The organism is Pseudomonas sp. NBRC 111140, from assembly GCF_001320885.1.
In the GTDB taxonomy this organism is placed as follows: domain Bacteria; phylum Pseudomonadota; class Gammaproteobacteria; order Pseudomonadales; family Pseudomonadaceae; genus Aquipseudomonas; species Aquipseudomonas putida_P.
Genome location: NZ_BCBQ01000122.1, coordinates 1 through 14,652, shown reverse-complemented (window position 1 = coordinate 14,652; position 14,652 = coordinate 1). Strand labels below are relative to the sequence as shown.

Annotated in this window: 13 protein-coding genes; 8 read left to right on the top strand and 5 right to left on the bottom strand. The window is 62.3% G+C overall.

The genetic code is table 11. The annotated features are described in order from the left end of the window. Nucleotides 1-583: ABC transporter substrate-binding protein (locus tag APH42_RS26290; protein ID WP_177336879.1), on the top strand; the 583-nt coding region annotated here is incomplete at its 5' end. A gap of 27 nt (nt 584-610) precedes the next feature. Beyond that, entirely contained in the window at nt 611-1,918 is a 1,308-nt protein-coding gene (locus tag APH42_RS26285; RefSeq protein ID WP_060494569.1) for an LLM class flavin-dependent oxidoreductase, read from the top strand. Here the strand turns inward: APH42_RS26285 and APH42_RS26280 are convergent. Together APH42_RS26280 and gspG are read right to left on the bottom strand one after the other, a co-directional pair. Continuing rightward, nucleotides 1,912-3,102 (bottom strand): type II secretion system F family protein, encoded by a 1,191-nt coding sequence (locus tag APH42_RS26280; RefSeq protein ID WP_012272157.1) that lies wholly within the window; start codon nt 3,100-3,102, stop codon nt 1,912-1,914. The genes APH42_RS26285 and APH42_RS26280 overlap by 7 nt on opposite strands. 11 nt (nt 3,103-3,113) lie before the next feature. Beyond that, nucleotides 3,114-3,539 carry a type II secretion system major pseudopilin GspG gene (gene gspG / locus APH42_RS26275; protein ID WP_012272158.1) on the bottom strand — a complete coding sequence of 142 codons (426 nt, stop codon included), beginning with the start codon at nt 3,537-3,539 and terminating at the stop codon, nt 3,114-3,116. Nucleotides 3,540-3,724: 185 nt separating this feature from the next. Between gspG and APH42_RS26270 the strand changes: the two genes are divergently transcribed. The 4 genes from APH42_RS26270 (at nt 3,725) to APH42_RS26255 (ending at nt 9,084) form a co-directional block, all read left to right on the top strand. After that, nucleotides 3,725-4,318 carry a lytic transglycosylase domain-containing protein gene (locus APH42_RS26270; protein ID WP_060494568.1) on the top strand — a complete coding sequence of 198 codons (594 nt, stop codon included), beginning with the start codon at nt 3,725-3,727 and terminating at the stop codon, nt 4,316-4,318. Between the two features lie 118 nt (nt 4,319-4,436). Next, nucleotides 4,437-5,897: a HAMP domain-containing sensor histidine kinase gene (locus tag APH42_RS26265; RefSeq protein WP_012272160.1), complete on the top strand. Its 1,461-nt coding sequence runs from the start codon at nt 4,437-4,439 to the stop codon at nt 5,895-5,897. Between the two features lie 297 nt (nt 5,898-6,194). Further along, nucleotides 6,195-7,688, top strand: a complete 1,494-nt coding sequence (locus APH42_RS26260) for a HAMP domain-containing sensor histidine kinase (RefSeq protein WP_012272161.1) — start codon at nt 6,195-6,197, stop codon at nt 7,686-7,688. Next, nucleotides 7,657-9,084 carry a sigma-54 dependent transcriptional regulator gene (locus APH42_RS26255; RefSeq protein ID WP_012272162.1) on the top strand — a complete coding sequence of 476 codons (1,428 nt, stop codon included), beginning with the start codon at nt 7,657-7,659 and terminating at the stop codon, nt 9,082-9,084. The genes APH42_RS26260 and APH42_RS26255 overlap by 32 nt, the downstream gene beginning before the upstream one ends. Before the next feature lie 91 nt (nt 9,085-9,175). Here the strand turns inward: APH42_RS26255 and APH42_RS26250 are convergent, their stop codons facing one another. The 3 genes from APH42_RS26250 to APH42_RS26240 all read right to left on the bottom strand — a co-directional run bounded on the left by APH42_RS26250 (nt 9,176) and on the right by APH42_RS26240 (nt 11,548). Further along, nucleotides 9,176-9,460 carry a hypothetical protein gene (locus APH42_RS26250; RefSeq protein ID WP_060494567.1) on the bottom strand — a complete coding sequence of 95 codons (285 nt, stop codon included), beginning with the start codon at nt 9,458-9,460 and terminating at the stop codon, nt 9,176-9,178. An 84-nt stretch (nt 9,461-9,544) separates the two neighbouring features. Further along, entirely contained in the window at nt 9,545-10,897 is a 1,353-nt protein-coding gene (locus tag APH42_RS26245; RefSeq protein ID WP_003253832.1) for a GntP family permease, read from the bottom strand. A 111-nt stretch (nt 10,898-11,008) separates the two neighbouring features. Next, on the bottom strand, nt 11,009-11,548 hold the full coding sequence (locus APH42_RS26240) for a gluconokinase (protein ID WP_060494566.1): 540 nt from the start codon (nt 11,546-11,548) through the stop codon (nt 11,009-11,011). Between the two features lie 207 nt (nt 11,549-11,755). Here APH42_RS26240 and APH42_RS26235 point away from each other — a divergent pair, with 207 nt between their 5' ends. Next, nucleotides 11,756-12,775 carry a LacI family DNA-binding transcriptional regulator gene (locus APH42_RS26235; protein ID WP_060494565.1) on the top strand — a complete coding sequence of 340 codons (1,020 nt, stop codon included), beginning with the start codon at nt 11,756-11,758 and terminating at the stop codon, nt 12,773-12,775. A gap of 332 nt (nt 12,776-13,107) precedes the next feature. Further along, a complete protein-coding gene (locus APH42_RS26230) occupies nt 13,108-13,380 on the top strand; it encodes a hypothetical protein (RefSeq protein ID WP_156352920.1) in 273 nt (90 codons plus the stop codon). Nucleotides 13,381-14,652: the final 1,272 nt, after the last annotated feature.

Genomic DNA, 14,652 nt, shown 5'->3' with positions numbered 1-14,652 from the left:
AGACTTGCGCGGCAAGCGCGCAGCGATCTGGAAGGGCTCGTGGAGCCAGCAGTTGCTGTTCAGCGCGCTGGACAAGGCTGCCGTGCCGCGTGATGCCCTGGAGCTGCGCTACCTCAGTGCCCTGGACGCCTCGCATGCCCTGGATGGTGGCTCGGTGGACGTAATCGCCACCTGGGAGCCTTACGTCACCCAACAGGAGCGCCAAGGGGCGCGGGTGCTGGCCACGGCCGAAGGGCTGATCCCGGCACAGAGCTTCGTGGTGGCCAACGCCAAGGCGGTAGAGGCCAAGCGGGCGCAGATCAGCGATTTTCTCCAGCGCCTGAAAAAGGCCCGTGACTGGACCTTGAGCGACCCGGCGCATACCGAAGCCTATGCCGATGCCTGGGCCAAGCGCACCCGCGCCGACCGCGATATTGCCCGTGCCTGGTTTGCCCGTGCGCGCACCGATGTGGCACCGCTGAACCCGCAGGTGATCGTGGATGCGCAGAAAACCGTGGACTTCTTTGCCGGGCTGGGGCTGATCAAGGGATACCCGGCGGCGAGCCTGTTCGATACCTCGTTCGCGCCAGCGTTCGAGCATTGATTTCACCTGCGCTTGCGAGGAATGACCATGACCACCCGCAAAATCAAACTCGGCGCCCTGACCATGGGCTGTGGCGGCCCCGGCCGGCACAACCTGTGGCTGGACCCGGAGCTTCCGGCCGATGCCAGCGTCAATATCGACTGGTACATCGATATCGCCCGCCAGGCCGAGGCGGCGTTGTTCGACCTGATGTTCATCGTCGACAGCCAGTACATCACCCCCGGCTCACCGTCCCACTACCTCAACCGCCTGGAGCCGCTGACCCTGCTCTCGGCACTGGCGGTGACCACCCGCAATATCGGCCTGGTCGGCACCCTGACCACTTCCTACAACGAACCCTTCAACGTCGCCCGCCGCCTGGCCTCGCTGGACCTGATCAGCAAAGGCCGCGCCGGCTGGAACGTGGTGACCAGCGGTGACGCCGGCACTGCTGGCAACTATGGCCGAGACGAGCATTACGACTACGACACCCGTTACGCCCGGGCTCAGGAGCATGTAGCGGTGGTGCAGGGCCTGTGGCGGTCCTATGAGGACGGCGCGTTCCCGCGCAACCGCGCAACCGGGCAGTTTCTCGACCCTGGCCGTATGCACGCGCTGAACCACAAGGGCGAGCACTTCTCGGTCGTTGGGCCTTTGAATATCCAGCGTTCACCCCAAGGCCAGCCGGTGATCTTCCAGGCCGGCGACTCGCAGCAAGGCCGCGAGCTGGGGGCCGCCACGGCGGATGTCATCTTCACCCATGCCGCCAGCATCGAGCAGGGGCAGGCGTTTTACCGCGATGTGAAAGGCCGTGCGGCGCGGTTAGGCCGCGACCCGGAGCAATTGCTGGTTTTGCCCGGCGCCGAGGTCTACGTGGGCGACACCGACGAACACGCCCGCGAGATCGAGCGTCATTACCACCAGCAGGATCACAGCTTCGAACTGGCCCTCAAGGAGTTCGGGCGCAATTTTGGTTGGCATGACTTCAGCCAGTACGACCTTGACGCACCCTTCCCACAAGAAAGCCTGGAACAGGCGCGCAGCAGCTTTTTCACCAACGCCAAGCGCATCGCCGACCAGGCACGGGAGCAGGGCTTTAGCCTGCGACAGGCGGTGGAGTACGGGCGTAAGCTGCGCCCGGGCGCTTTCGTCGGCTCGGCTGAAACAGTCGCGGCAAAGATGGCCGAATGGTTCGAGGCGCGGGCGCTGGATGGCTTCAACATCTACATCGGCCACCCAGGGCAGTTCCGCCGGCTTACCCAGGAAGTAGTGCCCTTGCTGCAAGAACGCGGGGTATACCGCACTGCTTATGAAGGCACCACACTGCGCGAAAGCCTAGGCCTGGCGCTTCAGTGAATGCTCGAGGCCAGCTCGAAGATCGGCATATACATGAGGATCACGATCAGGCCGATCAGCAAGCCGATGAAGGTCATCAGCAGGGGTTCGAACAGTTTGACGAACCATTCCACCCAGCGGCCGATTTCCTGGTCATGGAAGTCGGCGCAGCGTTCCAGCATCTCGCCCAGGTTGCCCGACTGCTCGCCGGCCCGCAACAGGCGCAGCGATACCGGTGTAACCAGGTGCCCGGCCTCCAGTGCATCGGACAGGGGCAGCCCTTCGCCCACCCGCTGGCTGGCTTGCGCCAGGCCCTGCGCTGCTGCGCTGCCGAGCAGGCCGCGGGCCATCCCCATGGCGGTGAGGATGGGAATACCGCCTTGCAGCAGTATGCCCAGCGAGCGATAGAAGCGCGCCAGCTCGTACATCATCAGACGCTGGTGCAGTGCTGGCAGGCGCCGTAACTGGCAGGAGGCCCAATGCCGTACACGCGGATGACGCCGCAACAGCCAAAGCGCCGTGACCCCGCCGACGGTGCCCAGCGCCAGGGGCAATTGCTGGGCATGCAGGAACAGGCCGATCTGCATCAGCACCCGTGATAGCCAGGGCAGCTCGGTGCCCATGCCTTCGAATACCTGGCTGAAGCGCGGCACCACGTAGCCGAGCAGGAACAGCACCACGCCGCCTCCCACCAGCAACAGCAACAACGGGTAGACCGAGGCACCGACCAGTTTCTGCCGCACAAGGTCCAGGCGTTGGCGGTAGCTGATGTAGCGGGCGAGGGCGTCACCCAGCGCGCCGGTGCGCTCGCTGGACTGCACCAGCGCTACATACAGCGGCGGGAATACACGGGGTTGCTGGCCCAGGGCCTGGGACAGCGAGCGGCCTTCGTACAACTGGCGTACCAGTTCGGCCAGCACCTTGCGCGTTGCAGGCGAAGGGGCCTTTTCTGCCAGGCTTTCCAGTGCGTCGATCAGCGGCAGGCCGGCATTGAGCAGGGTCGACAATTCCTGGCTGAACAGCACCAGGTCAAACGCCGCTTCGCGGCGCCAGGCCATACCACGCAAGGAGCCGCCGCTGCCGCGCAGGCTGAGCACGCGCAGGCCCTGGTCTTCGGCCTGGCGGCGAGCCTGCTCGGCGTCTTCGGCGTCGATCTGCAACTGCACCACGCCCTGCCTGCCCAGGGCCTTGAGGCTGTAGCGCATGGTTGTTCTCCTCACTGCCAACTGGTGATTTCGGCGTTTTCCCCATCGCCACCCGGCTGGCCGTCCTTGCCCATCGACAGCAGGTCGTACTCACCGCCGTTCTCGCCGGGTTGCCGGTAGATGTAGGGGCGGCCCCACGGGTCTTGCGGCACAGCCTTCTGCAGGTAGGGGCCGGTCCAGCGCGTCTCGCCACTGGGGGCAACCACCAGTGCCTGCAAGCCTTGCTCACTGTTGGGGTAGTGGCCGACCTCCAGACGGTACAGGTCCAGGGCTTTGCTCAGCCCCTCGATCTGCGCTCGCGCCACTTTGGCTTCGGAGCGGCCCAGTTGGCTGAAGTATTTGGGCGCGACAATGCCGGCCAGCAGGCCGAGCACCACCAGTACCACCAGGAGTTCAAGCAGGGTGAAGCCACGTTGCGGGTTGGTTCTGCGCTGCATGGTGAAGCCCTCCACTGCATGGGGACACGTGTGGGCAGGCACCATGCAACAGCCGTGCACGTCTGCCTCGGGGCCTTGCGCCATGCGGCACAGGAAGCGGCACAGTGCTTGCGTCGTGGTCATCGTCCACGGGTTTTCCGGGGCATTTTCCCCACATTGGGGGCCACGACGAAGAGGCGACCGACATGCGTGGACTCATCCTCGGTTTGATCTGGCTGGCGGCAGGTACTGCCCAGGCCGATATGTACATCTCAATCGATGCCAAGGGTGGCTATGTACTGACTAACGTCCATCGACCAGGGCGCCACTATGAGAAGGTAATCGCCGAGCCGCTGGCGCAGGGCGGGCCGGCCAATGCGCAGATGATCACGGGTCGCCCTTACGCCGAGGTGGTGGCGACGGCGGCGCGCATTCACAATGTGCCGCCGGCGCTGCTGCATGCACTGATCAAGGCCGAGTCCGGGTACAACCCCAAGGCCCGATCGCGGGCGGGGGCGGTGGGGTTGATGCAATTGATGCCGGATACCGCCCGAGAAATGGGTGTGGAAGACCGCCTGGACCCGGAAGACAACGTGCAGGGCGGGGCACGCTACATCAAGCAGATGCTCACGCTGTTCGACAACGACATCACTTTGGCCGTGGCGGCCTACAACGCCGGACCGGATGCCGTATTGCGAAGGGGGGCCGTGCCGCCGTTCGCCGAGACACGGCGTTATGTGCCCACAGTACTGCGGGAATACCGCAAGTTGCAGGGGTTGGCAGCTGATTCGCCTTTGTAGTTAGCCTGCACAGTACGCACCTCCCAACTACCCTTCGGCAGATGCTATTAATTTAATACCATAGTTTCCCCAAGTCTGGGCTATAACCTTCTGAAGGTGCCCAGCAGTGGAGTCCACCATGGACCTCGCCCCTCGTTCCGACGCTCTTGACGTGCCCGCCGGTAGCGAACTTGCTGCCCCGCACAAGCCGTTCAACTTGCTGCGCTGGTACGCCTGGGTCAGCCTGGCCATCATCCTGTCGGTGGCCGCTGGGCTGGGGCTGATTTCAAGCCGTTTCATCATCGACGAGAGCGTCGAGCGCGATGCATTGCTAACCGCGCAGTTCATCACCTCCATCGCCGATGCCGAAGTGCGCCATGTGTCTATCCCCAATGTGCGCACCATGGGCGAACTGCTCGACCCGCGCACCGACCGCAGCAACTTGCCCGATGTCGACCCGGATGCCCGGCGCAAAGCGCGCGGTGAATTCCTTGACCATATCGCCCACCTGCCCGATATGCTGCTGGCCAATATCTACGCCCCGGACCGCACGGTGATCTGGTCCAGCAACCCGGCCCTTATCGGCAAGCTGATCGACGCCGACGACGACCTGGAGCGGGCATTCGAGTACAAGATGCGGGTCTCGGCCAGCTATCACAACTTCGAGCAGGCCCGCGCCGAGCAAAAGTTCATTACCCCCCCCGAGCAGCTGTTCATCGAAAACTACATACCGCTGTTCGATGCCGATGGCGAACAGGTCACGGCAATGGTCGAGATATACAAAGAGCCCCATGACCTGATCGTGCGCATCGAGCATGGCTTGATCCTGATCTGGTTGGCGATCACCGTCGGCGCCGCGCTGGTCTATGTTGGCCTGTACGGCATCATGCACCGCGCCGCAAAGTTGCTGGCGGTGCAGCAGAAACGGCTGATCAGCAGCGAAACCTACGTGGCACTGGGCGAAGTGTCTTCGGCGGTGGCCCACAGCCTGCGCAACCCGTTGGCCAGTATCCGCTCAAGTGCCGAACTGGCCCAGGCGTTCGATGAAGGCCCGGCGCAACGCCAGGTCAACGACATCATCAACCAGGTCGATCGTATGTCGCAGTGGATTCGCCAGATGCTGCAGTCACTGCGCCCGTTGAACGACGAGGCGGTGGCGGTGGATTTGCCCCAGGCATTGCAGGAAAGCCTGCAAACCTACGCCGTGCCGCTGGCACGCGATGGGGTCAGCCTGGACGTGCAACCGTTACCGGCAGTGCAGGTGTTGGGGCACCCGGCGCTACTGCGTCAGGTATTCAGCAGCCTGATTGCCAATGCCCTGGAGTCGATGGAGCAGGGCGGGCGGCTGCGTATCGAGGTGGTGCGCCAGAACCGGCGCTGCCTGACCCTGCGCTTGTCCGACAATGGCAAGGGCATGAACGAAGCGCAGCAGCGTATGGCCTTCCGGCCGTTTTTCACCACCAAGCAGGGTGGGCTGGGGGTGGGGCTGGTACTGGTGAAACGCATCATGGAACGTTTCGGCGGAACGGTTCGACTCAGCAGCAGCGAAGGTCATGGCACCCGGGTTTCGTTAAGTTTTCGCTTGGCTAATACGCTCTGAATTACATTAAGAAATTCTGGTAATTCATTGATTTATAAAAGAATACGCTTTTTGGGTGGAAATTACCCAAATGTGGGGAGAGTTTTCTCCATTTTGGTTAATAAAGCGAATGTAAATTATTGAAATATAAGTAAAAGATTATTTCTTATTTCGCTGGCCAAGTTTTTGCTACGTGATCTGTGGAGCGCAACACGCGACAAATGGCAGCTGCGGCTGCCCAGGTGGATTGCAAATCGGTGACTACGGTCATTGGCCTTGATGCAATTCTGAACGGACGCCCTGCGCGGGAACCACGCGATGCAGATGCTGGAAAACGAAGCGCCCGACAAGGCCAATGCGACCGCCAGCGGTCTGGCCGTTCCTTTGCGTGAATTCAACCTGCTGCGCTGGTTTTCGGTCATCAGCCTGCTCATCATTGCCTCGGTGGCGGGTGGGCTGGGCTACGTTTCGACGCGCTTCGTGGTGCGCGACAGCGTGCAACGCGATGCCATGCTGACCGCGCAGTTCATTCAGGCCATGGCACAAGCCGAGGTGCGCCATTCGCAACTACCGCCGGGTACTACCATGGGCGAGTTGCTGGACCCGCGCCTGGACTTGCAGCACCTGCAATTCACCCCGGCGCTGGCCGAAGCGACCCGGGTCGAGTTCCTTGACCATGTCGAGCACCTACCGGACACCTTGCTGGCCAATGTCTATGCCCGCGACCGCACCATTGTCTGGTCCACCAATGTCGAGCTGATCGGCAAGCGGATAGAAGCCGATGGCGACCTCGACCGTGCATTCCGCTCACGCAAGGCCGTGTCGGCCAGCTACCACAAGGCCGAGGATGATCGCGAAGAGCAGAAGTTTCAGCGTGAACCGCGCTACCTGTTTATCGAGAACTACATCCCGCTGTTCGACAGCCAGGGCGAGCAGGTGCTGGCCATGGTGGAAATCTACAAGGAGCCGCAGGACCTGATTCGGCGCATCCAGCGCGGCTATGTGCTGATCTGGGCCTCGACCCTGGTGGGCGGGGCGCTGATCTATTTCGGGCTGTTCTGGATCGTGCGCCGAGCGGCGCAGATGCTGCACCTGCAGCAAGACCGGCTGGTGGCCAGCGAAACCTACGTGGCGTTGGGCGAGATGTCCTCGGCGGTGGCCCACAGCTTGCGCAACCCGCTGGCCAATATCCGTTCCAGCGCCGAACTGGCCCAGGAAATCGCCAACCCCGCAGCGCAGAAGAACATCACCGACATCATCAGCCAGGTGGACCGCATGTCGCGCTGGGTGCGTGACCTGCTGGTGTCGTTGCGCCCGGTCAGCGACGAGGCCGAGGCTGTGGACCTCGTAGCGGCCATCGAGGATACCCATCTGGCATTCGTCCAGCAGATCGAGCGCAATGGTGTGCGGTTCCATTTCGAAGGGCCTGACGCGCAGTGGGTGGCCAGCCAGCCGCTACAGCTCACGCAGATTCTCAATAGCCTGTTCTCCAATGCCCTGGAGGCCATGCCAGCGGGTGGCATGCTGACTGCGCAGGTCAATGTGCAGGAGGGCCAGCGTGCCGAGTTCGTGCTCACCGACACTGGCAAGGGCATGAGCCAACAACAGGAACGGATGGTGTTCAAGCCGTTCTTCACCACCAAGCAGGGTGGCCTCGGTGTAGGCCTGGCCCTGGTCAAGCGCATCATGGAACGTTTTGGCGGCTCGGTCAGCCTGAGCAGCCGCGAAGAGGAAGGAACCCGCGTCAGCCTTACATTCAATATCGCAGCGGGAGGGGACCATGGAGCACAGCATCCTGGTAGTCGAGGATGATGAAATCCTCGCCGACAACATTCGCACCTACCTCAGCCTCAAGGGCTACGAGGTTACCGTTTGCCACAGCGCGGAGCTGGCGCTGGAGCAGATCAAGCGGGCCCAGCCCGATGCGGTGCTGACCGACAACTCGCTGCCGGGCATGAGCGGGCATGACCTGCTGCGTACCCTGGTGGCACAGGTGGCGGACTTGAAAGTGATCATGATGACCGGCTACGGCAATGTCGAAGATGCCGTGCAGGCGATGAAGGAGGGCGCGTTCCATTACCTGACCAAGCCTGTGGTACTGGCCGAGCTCAAGCTGACCCTGGACAAGGCCCTGGCCGCCGAGCGCATGGAGCGCACGCTGTCGTTCTACCAGGAACGCGAGGCGCAGAAGTCCGGGCTGCAGGCGCTGATTGGCGAGTCGCCGGTGATGCTCACGCTCAAGCACACCCTGCGCCAGGTGCTCGATGCCGAACGGCGCATGGCCAGCGACGACCTGCCACCAGTGCTGGTCGAAGGCGAGACCGGCACCGGCAAGGAGCTGGTGGCCCGTGCCCTGCATTTTGACGGCTCGCGCAGCAAAGGGCCGTTCATCGAGTTCAATTGCGCCTCGATCCCTGCCAACCTGCTGGAGGCTGAACTGTTCGGCCACGAGAAGGGCGCGTTCACCGATGCCAAGGAGCGCCGGGTGGGCCTGGTAGAGGCTGCCGATGGCGGCACCTTGTTCCTTGACGAGATCGGCGAGATGGACCTGGTGCTGCAGGCCAAGCTACTCAAGTTGCTGGAAGATCGAAGCATCCGACGGATTGGTGCAGTGAAGGAGCGCAAGGTCGACCTGCGGGTGATCAGCGCTACCAACTGCAACCTGGAGCAGATGGTGCAGCAGGGCAAGTTTCGCCGCGACCTGTTCTTCCGTCTGCGTATCATCGCCCTGAAGGTGCCGCGCCTGTATGCCCGTGGGCAGGACATTCTGTTACTGGCAAGGCATTTTCTGGCCCACCATGGCCGGCGGTATGGCAAGCCGAACCTGCGTTTTTCTGCCGAAGCAGAAAGCTTGATGCTTGGTTACAGCTGGCCCGGTAATGTGCGCGAATTGCGCAACATGCTGGAGCAGACCGTGTTGCTGGCGCCGAACGAGGTGGTGCAGGCGCATCAGCTGAACCTGTGCATGACGTTGATTGACGAGCCATTGGTGCAGCAGCCAGCGCCGGTGATGTTCGAAATGCCGCGACACGAGCCGGAGCCCGGTACCAGCCTGCCGGACATGGAACGTGACCTGGTGTGCAAGACCCTGGACCGCACTGACTGGAATGTGACCAAGTCAGCACGAATGCTTGGGCTGTCGCGGGACATGCTGCGTTACCGGATCGAGAAACTGGGATTGACCCGGCCTGACAAGCGTCAGTGGTAATCATGGCCATGCGAGGCACTGGTGAGAGCGGCCTTGTGCGGCGAAAGGGCCGCGCAAGGCCCAGATTTCAACCGGCCCGCGTCATCAGGGGTTACCTGTGCTCGTCCTGATGACCGGTCCCCTCCGAACCACTCCCATCCATACCCGGGAGGTCGCGGTTGTCGTTCTGCTTCGCCGGCGGGCTTTGCGGGTCGTTACCCTGAATGCGCGGGTCGGTATCCCGTGGCATGGGTTTCTCGATCGGGTTGAGGGTGCTGTCCACGCCCGGCCGTGGCGCCGGGTTGTGCGGGTCGTCGGGGTAAGTCGGGCCAGTGCCGGCGGCCAGGGCCAATGGCGAGGCGAGCAGGGCAATCAGCAGGATGCTTGAACGGGGCATGGCAGGCTCCTTTGCTTCGGGTGGGTCTCATGTTTTCCTTCGGCCCTACCCAAAGCATCCTAGTGCCATGGCCCCGATCAACGGTTACACCACCAGCGACAGCAACATGATGAAGATGATGCCGACGATGGACAGGATCGTCTCCATCATGCTCCAGGTCTTGAAGGTTTCTGCCACGGTCATGTTGAAGTATTGCTTCACCAGCCAGAAGCCGGCGTCGTTCACATGCGACAAAATCAGCGAGCCAGCACCGGTAGCCAGTACCAACAGCTCACGGTTCACCCCAGGTACCAGGTCGATCACCGGTGCGACGATACCTGCACCGGTGATGGTGGCGACGGTAGCGGAGCCTGTGGCGATGCGGATCACCGCGGCTACCAGCCAAGCCAGCATGATCGGTGAAATTTCTGCCTGCACGGCCATTTGCCCGATTACATTGCCCACGCCGGTGTCCACCAGCATCTGCTTGAACCCACCGCCAGCGCCTACGATCAGTACGATGGCGGCGGTCGGTGCCAGGCTCTGGTCGAGCATTTTCATGATCTGCTGGCGGTTGAAACCGCGGGCTGAGCCGAAGGTATAGAAGGCCAGCAGCAGGGCGGCGAGCAGGGCGGTGATCGGGTGGCCGATCAGGTCCATCCACTGGCGCACGATGTGCTCGGCGGGTAGCACCACGTCGGCAAAGGTTTTCAGCAACATCAGCGCCACCGGCAGCAGTACGGTGATCAGGGTGATGCTGAAGCTTGGCAGGTTGCCCTGGTCGGACTCCTTGGCGATCTGGTCCATCAGCTCCTGCGACGGGTTACCCGGTATGTAGCGGGAAATGAAGTTACCGAACAGCGGACCGGCGATGATCGCGGTGGGCAACGCAACGATCAGGCCATAGAAGATGGTTTTGCCGATATCGGCGTGGAAAATGCCGATCGCCAGCAATGGGCCTGGGTGCGGCGGCACCAGGCCGTGCACAACCGACAGGCCGGCCAGTAGCGGAATGCCGATTTTCACCAGCGACACCCCGGAGCGCCTGGCGACGATGAACACCAGTGGGATCAGCAGCACGAAGCCGATTTCGAAGAACAGCGGGATGCCCACCAGGAACGCGGCGAACATCATCGCCCAATGCACGTTCTTCTTGCCGAAGGCGCGGATGAGGGTTTGCGCGATCTGGTCGGCGCCCCCGGAGTCGGCCATCAGCTTGCCGAGCATGGTGCCCAGGGCGAGCACGATACCGACAAAGCCGAGCACGCCGCCAAAGCCGTCCTGGAACGATTTCATGACCTTGGCCACGGGCATGCCGGAGGTCAAGCCAAGGAAGCCGGCCGCGAGGGTGAGGGCGACGAAGGGGTGGACCTTGAAGTGGGTGATCAGCAGGATCAGCCCGACGATGGTAACCAGCGCGTCGAGCAGCAGGAAGGTATCAGTAGCCAGTCCGAACATGGTGTGAAGGCCTCGGTCTTATCGTTGTTTTGGGCGTAGCTTTTTGGATCTTTTCCCGCATTCACGGGGCAAGGTAGCGCTGTCTTGGGTGAGACGGAAAAACCGCCAGGGTCAGGCGGTCTGCGCCAGGCCCGGCTCACCGCAGCGCTTTAGCCAGCGGTCCACCGCTTCGGCCAATGCTTCGATGGGTTGGGTGGCGTCCAGTGCCAGCGTCAGTGGCTCGCCGCGTGGCGACTCCAGGGCAGCGAACTGGCTGTCGATGAGGCTGGCCGGCATGAAGTGCCCGGGGCGGGCCAGCACGCGTTTTTCGGCCTCGGCAGGCGTCAGTTCGAGGAACACGAACACCAGCCCAGGCATGGCATCGCGCAGGGTGTCGCGGTAGCGGCGCTTGAGTGCCGAGCACGTCAGGATCGGGCGCTCACCCGCCAGGGTGGTGGTTTGCAGCTCTTCGCCAAGGCGCACCAGCCATCCGGCACGATCGCTGTCGTCCAGCGGGATGCCAGCGCTCATCTTGCGGATGTTTTCGGCAGGGTGGAAAGCGTCGCCTTCTATCAGGCGGCCGCCGCTTCTGGCAGCGATGGCGGCGCCGATGCAGCTCTTGCCGCAACCGGCCACGCCCATCACCACAATGGCGGACAGGGGAGAATTCATCAGTACCTCCTGCGGGGTGAGATAGCGCTGTCTCGCTGTTGACGAGCAGCCACCTCCCCGGTGTTATTGGTCTTGTCCTTACGCAGTATGGACGCTTGGCGGCACACGCGTGGTGGCTGCTACCAAAGATTACATTGCCTGCGTCCTGAGACAGCGCTACCTTAGTGGCCGTTCCCTATCCTTGCAAGTAGTAAAATTACAACATCCATGTCCCGCATCGGCTCCCGCACTACAGGTCGTCCCACCCTGGCTGAAGTTGCCAGGCTTTCCGGGGTTTCCCCGATTACCGCTTCGCGCGCGTTGCGCGGGGTCAGCACGGTTGCGCCAGAACTGGTGGAAAAGGTCGTCGCCGCAGCAGCGAACCTCGGCTATGTGGCCAACCCGGCGGCCCGGGCGCTGGCCTCGGCGCGCAGCCAGTCGGTGGTGGTGTTGATCCCGTCACTGTCAAACCAGCTGTTCATCGACACCCTGGAGGCCATCCACGAGGTCATGCGCCCGCGTGGGCTCGAGGTGCTGATCGGCAACTATCACTACGACCTTGCCGAAGAAGAGAACCTGATCCGCAATTACTTGGCGTACCAGCCCTGCGGCATGCTGCTGACCGGTTTCGAGCGTAGCGATGCCGCACGGCAGATGCTGGCTGCCAGCGGCGTGCCGTGCGTGCACATGATGGAGCTTAACGGTGATCCAGGCGCGTTGTCGGTCGGTTTCTCGCAGCAGCAGGCCGGGCGCGCTGCGGCCCGGCACTTGATCGAGCGTGGGTGCAAGCGCCTGGGATTCATTGCTGCGCAGCTCGACCCTCGGGTGATGCAGCGTGCCGAGGGCTTCCGCCAAGCGTTGGCCGAAGCCGGCCTGCAGGCCGCCGAGCTGGAAGTGTTGGCGCCGGAGCCTTCATCGATTGCCTTGGGCAGCGCGCTGTTCAGTCAGCTGATGCAACAGGCGCCGGATGTCGACGGTATCTTCTTCTGTAATGACGACTTGGCCCAGGGCGCGGTGCTACAGGCCTTGCGCCAAGGGGTGGAGGTGCCACGCCAGGTGGCGATGGTGGGGTTCAACGACCTGCCAGCTTCGGCGCACATGGTGCCGCGGCTGACCTCGATTCGCACACCACGGGCTGCCGTTGGTCGGGGCGCGGCGCAGGCGCTGTTGGCGTTGCTCGATGGCAAGCGGGTGACGCATGCACAGCAGGACCTGGGCTTCGAGCTGATGGTGCGGGAAAGCTCCTGATTCAAGAGCTGGCAAGGCGGCTCCGACGGGAACCCGCCAGCCTCTGAATCAACTGCCAAGTCATGAGAATGTAGTAATCACAAAGTGATAGCACTGTGCTTGCACGGCGCTAACGGCGATCTATGCTCAGGACACCGCGCAAAAAGGAGCCCGGCGTCATGTTCGATTTCCATCGCAACTGCGGCTGGAAAGCACATGACCCTCTAGAACAGTGCTTTCAATGTTGGCCGCTCAACGGAATATCCCAATAGGTATCCCAACGCATAGAGGTCAACACCATGCCCGCCGCCCGCAAAGTCAACATCAACCCTGACCGCGCCCCCAGTCTCGTCATGACCCGTGACGAAGTGCTCTACAAGCTCCGGCAGGCGCTCGCCCCGGTTCGCATTACCGACTACGTCCTCAACGGCTGGATGGAGCGTGACTACTTCCCACGCCCTGTCGCGCTGGGCGGGCTGCGCTCGCATGGCAAGCCGATGCACGTCGTCTGGCTGACTGCCGATGTGCAGGCCTTCCTTGATGGGCTGTCGTCGCAACCACGCCTCAAGGCGCCCAAGAACTACGGCGGCACGCCGAAGAAGCACGCCGAAGAACAGCCAGCCTGAAAAAAGAAAACCCCGGCAAGGGTCGAAGCCTGCCGGGGCTGATGGGGGTATATCACGATGAATGTTACTTTATCACATGGCGACGGGGCCGCAAGCGCTGCCATCTGTGGCCGCCTGTGCCTGGACGAACTTATCCGCCAGCTCGCCGCCAACGAACCACTGGCCGACTCGCCTGTTCCAGCCGTTACCCATGACTTTGGCAACATGTCACAGCAGCGTGCTGTTGACGCCCTCACCGCCAAGATCGCGGCAAACCGGGCTGCCAGTCCCGGCGCAACGGAAATCCGCGAAAGGCCTGTCGACCAACTGGACTGCGGCAATGCAGAGCCACCAGCGGTCGCCGACAATGGGAAGAAGAGCACCGCCAAGGGCACACGGATAGATAACGAGTCTCGGCATACCTTGCTGCAAATTTCCCATGATTTCGTCACGCTAGCCGGTGTCGCAGCACCACTTGCATACCACGTAGACACCGGCCTCAAGTACGGCAAGGACAGTTTCATTCAGTTCTGCGACAAGCACTACGGCAGCGTCTCATTCATTGACGACACCGGCGCCGAGGTGGACCGGGCGTCCAGCGGGTCAGTCTGGTGGCAGTGGTCGGACCACAGCCGGCGCGTGGTGGGTGCGGTAGTGATGGAGCCAACCTCTGTGCCAGAGCACGAAGGTAACCCCGAGGTGTACAACCGCTGGTATGTGCTCAGGAAAACCATGGCCGAACCGGACTACAACGCCACCATGGATGACGCGGCACCATTCATCAACCACCTGATGCAGATCAGCGACGGCGACCAGATCGGCGTCATGTACTTCCTTAACTGGCTGGCCACGTTGTACCAGTTCCCCGACACCAAGATCCCGGTGGCCATCCTCATGTATAGCCAGTTCGGCGGGGTGGGCAAGAACCTTGTGCAACGCCTGCTGTCGCGGGTGTTCGGCAAACCACTGGTGGCTGGGGTGTCGGGCAAGCGGTTGCAGTCCAACTTCATGGACGCCATCGAGCACAAGCGCATCATCTTCATCAACGAGCTGGCGCGCTCGGACCGGGCGGACGGGTACGAAGATTTCAAGACGCAGATCAGTGAAGAGGACACCCAGTTTGAGGGCAAGGGACGTGCAGCCCGTGAGATTCGCAACATCGCGCACTACATCGTCACCACCAACAACATCGACGCGCTGCCGCTGATGCAGAATGACCGAGATCGGAAGAGCACACGTGAACTCCAGTCACCCGTCCCGATCTCGTATGCCGTCTTCTGCTTGAAAAAAAAA

Coding starts and splice junctions, on each gene's coding strand:
- APH42_RS26285 (WP_060494569.1), top strand. CDS start 611: ATGACCACCCGCAAAATCAAACTCGGCGCCCTGACCATGGGCTGTGGC.
- APH42_RS26280 (WP_012272157.1), bottom strand. CDS start 3,102: ATGCGCTACAGCCTCAAGGCCCTGGGCAGGCAGGGCGTGGTGCAGTTG.
- gspG (WP_012272158.1), bottom strand. CDS start 3,539: ATGCAGCGCAGAACCAACCCGCAACGTGGCTTCACCCTGCTTGAACTC.
- APH42_RS26270 (WP_060494568.1), top strand. CDS start 3,725: ATGCGTGGACTCATCCTCGGTTTGATCTGGCTGGCGGCAGGTACTGCC.
- APH42_RS26265 (WP_012272160.1), top strand. CDS start 4,437: ATGGACCTCGCCCCTCGTTCCGACGCTCTTGACGTGCCCGCCGGTAGC.
- APH42_RS26260 (WP_012272161.1), top strand. CDS start 6,195: ATGCAGATGCTGGAAAACGAAGCGCCCGACAAGGCCAATGCGACCGCC.
- APH42_RS26255 (WP_012272162.1), top strand. CDS start 7,657: ATGGAGCACAGCATCCTGGTAGTCGAGGATGATGAAATCCTCGCCGAC.
- APH42_RS26250 (WP_060494567.1), bottom strand. CDS start 9,460: ATGCCCCGTTCAAGCATCCTGCTGATTGCCCTGCTCGCCTCGCCATTG.
- APH42_RS26245 (WP_003253832.1), bottom strand. CDS start 10,897: ATGTTCGGACTGGCTACTGATACCTTCCTGCTGCTCGACGCGCTGGTT.
- APH42_RS26240 (WP_060494566.1), bottom strand. CDS start 11,548: ATGAATTCTCCCCTGTCCGCCATTGTGGTGATGGGCGTGGCCGGTTGC.
- APH42_RS26235 (WP_060494565.1), top strand. CDS start 11,756: ATGTCCCGCATCGGCTCCCGCACTACAGGTCGTCCCACCCTGGCTGAA.
- APH42_RS26230 (WP_156352920.1), top strand. CDS start 13,108: ATGACCCGTGACGAAGTGCTCTACAAGCTCCGGCAGGCGCTCGCCCCG.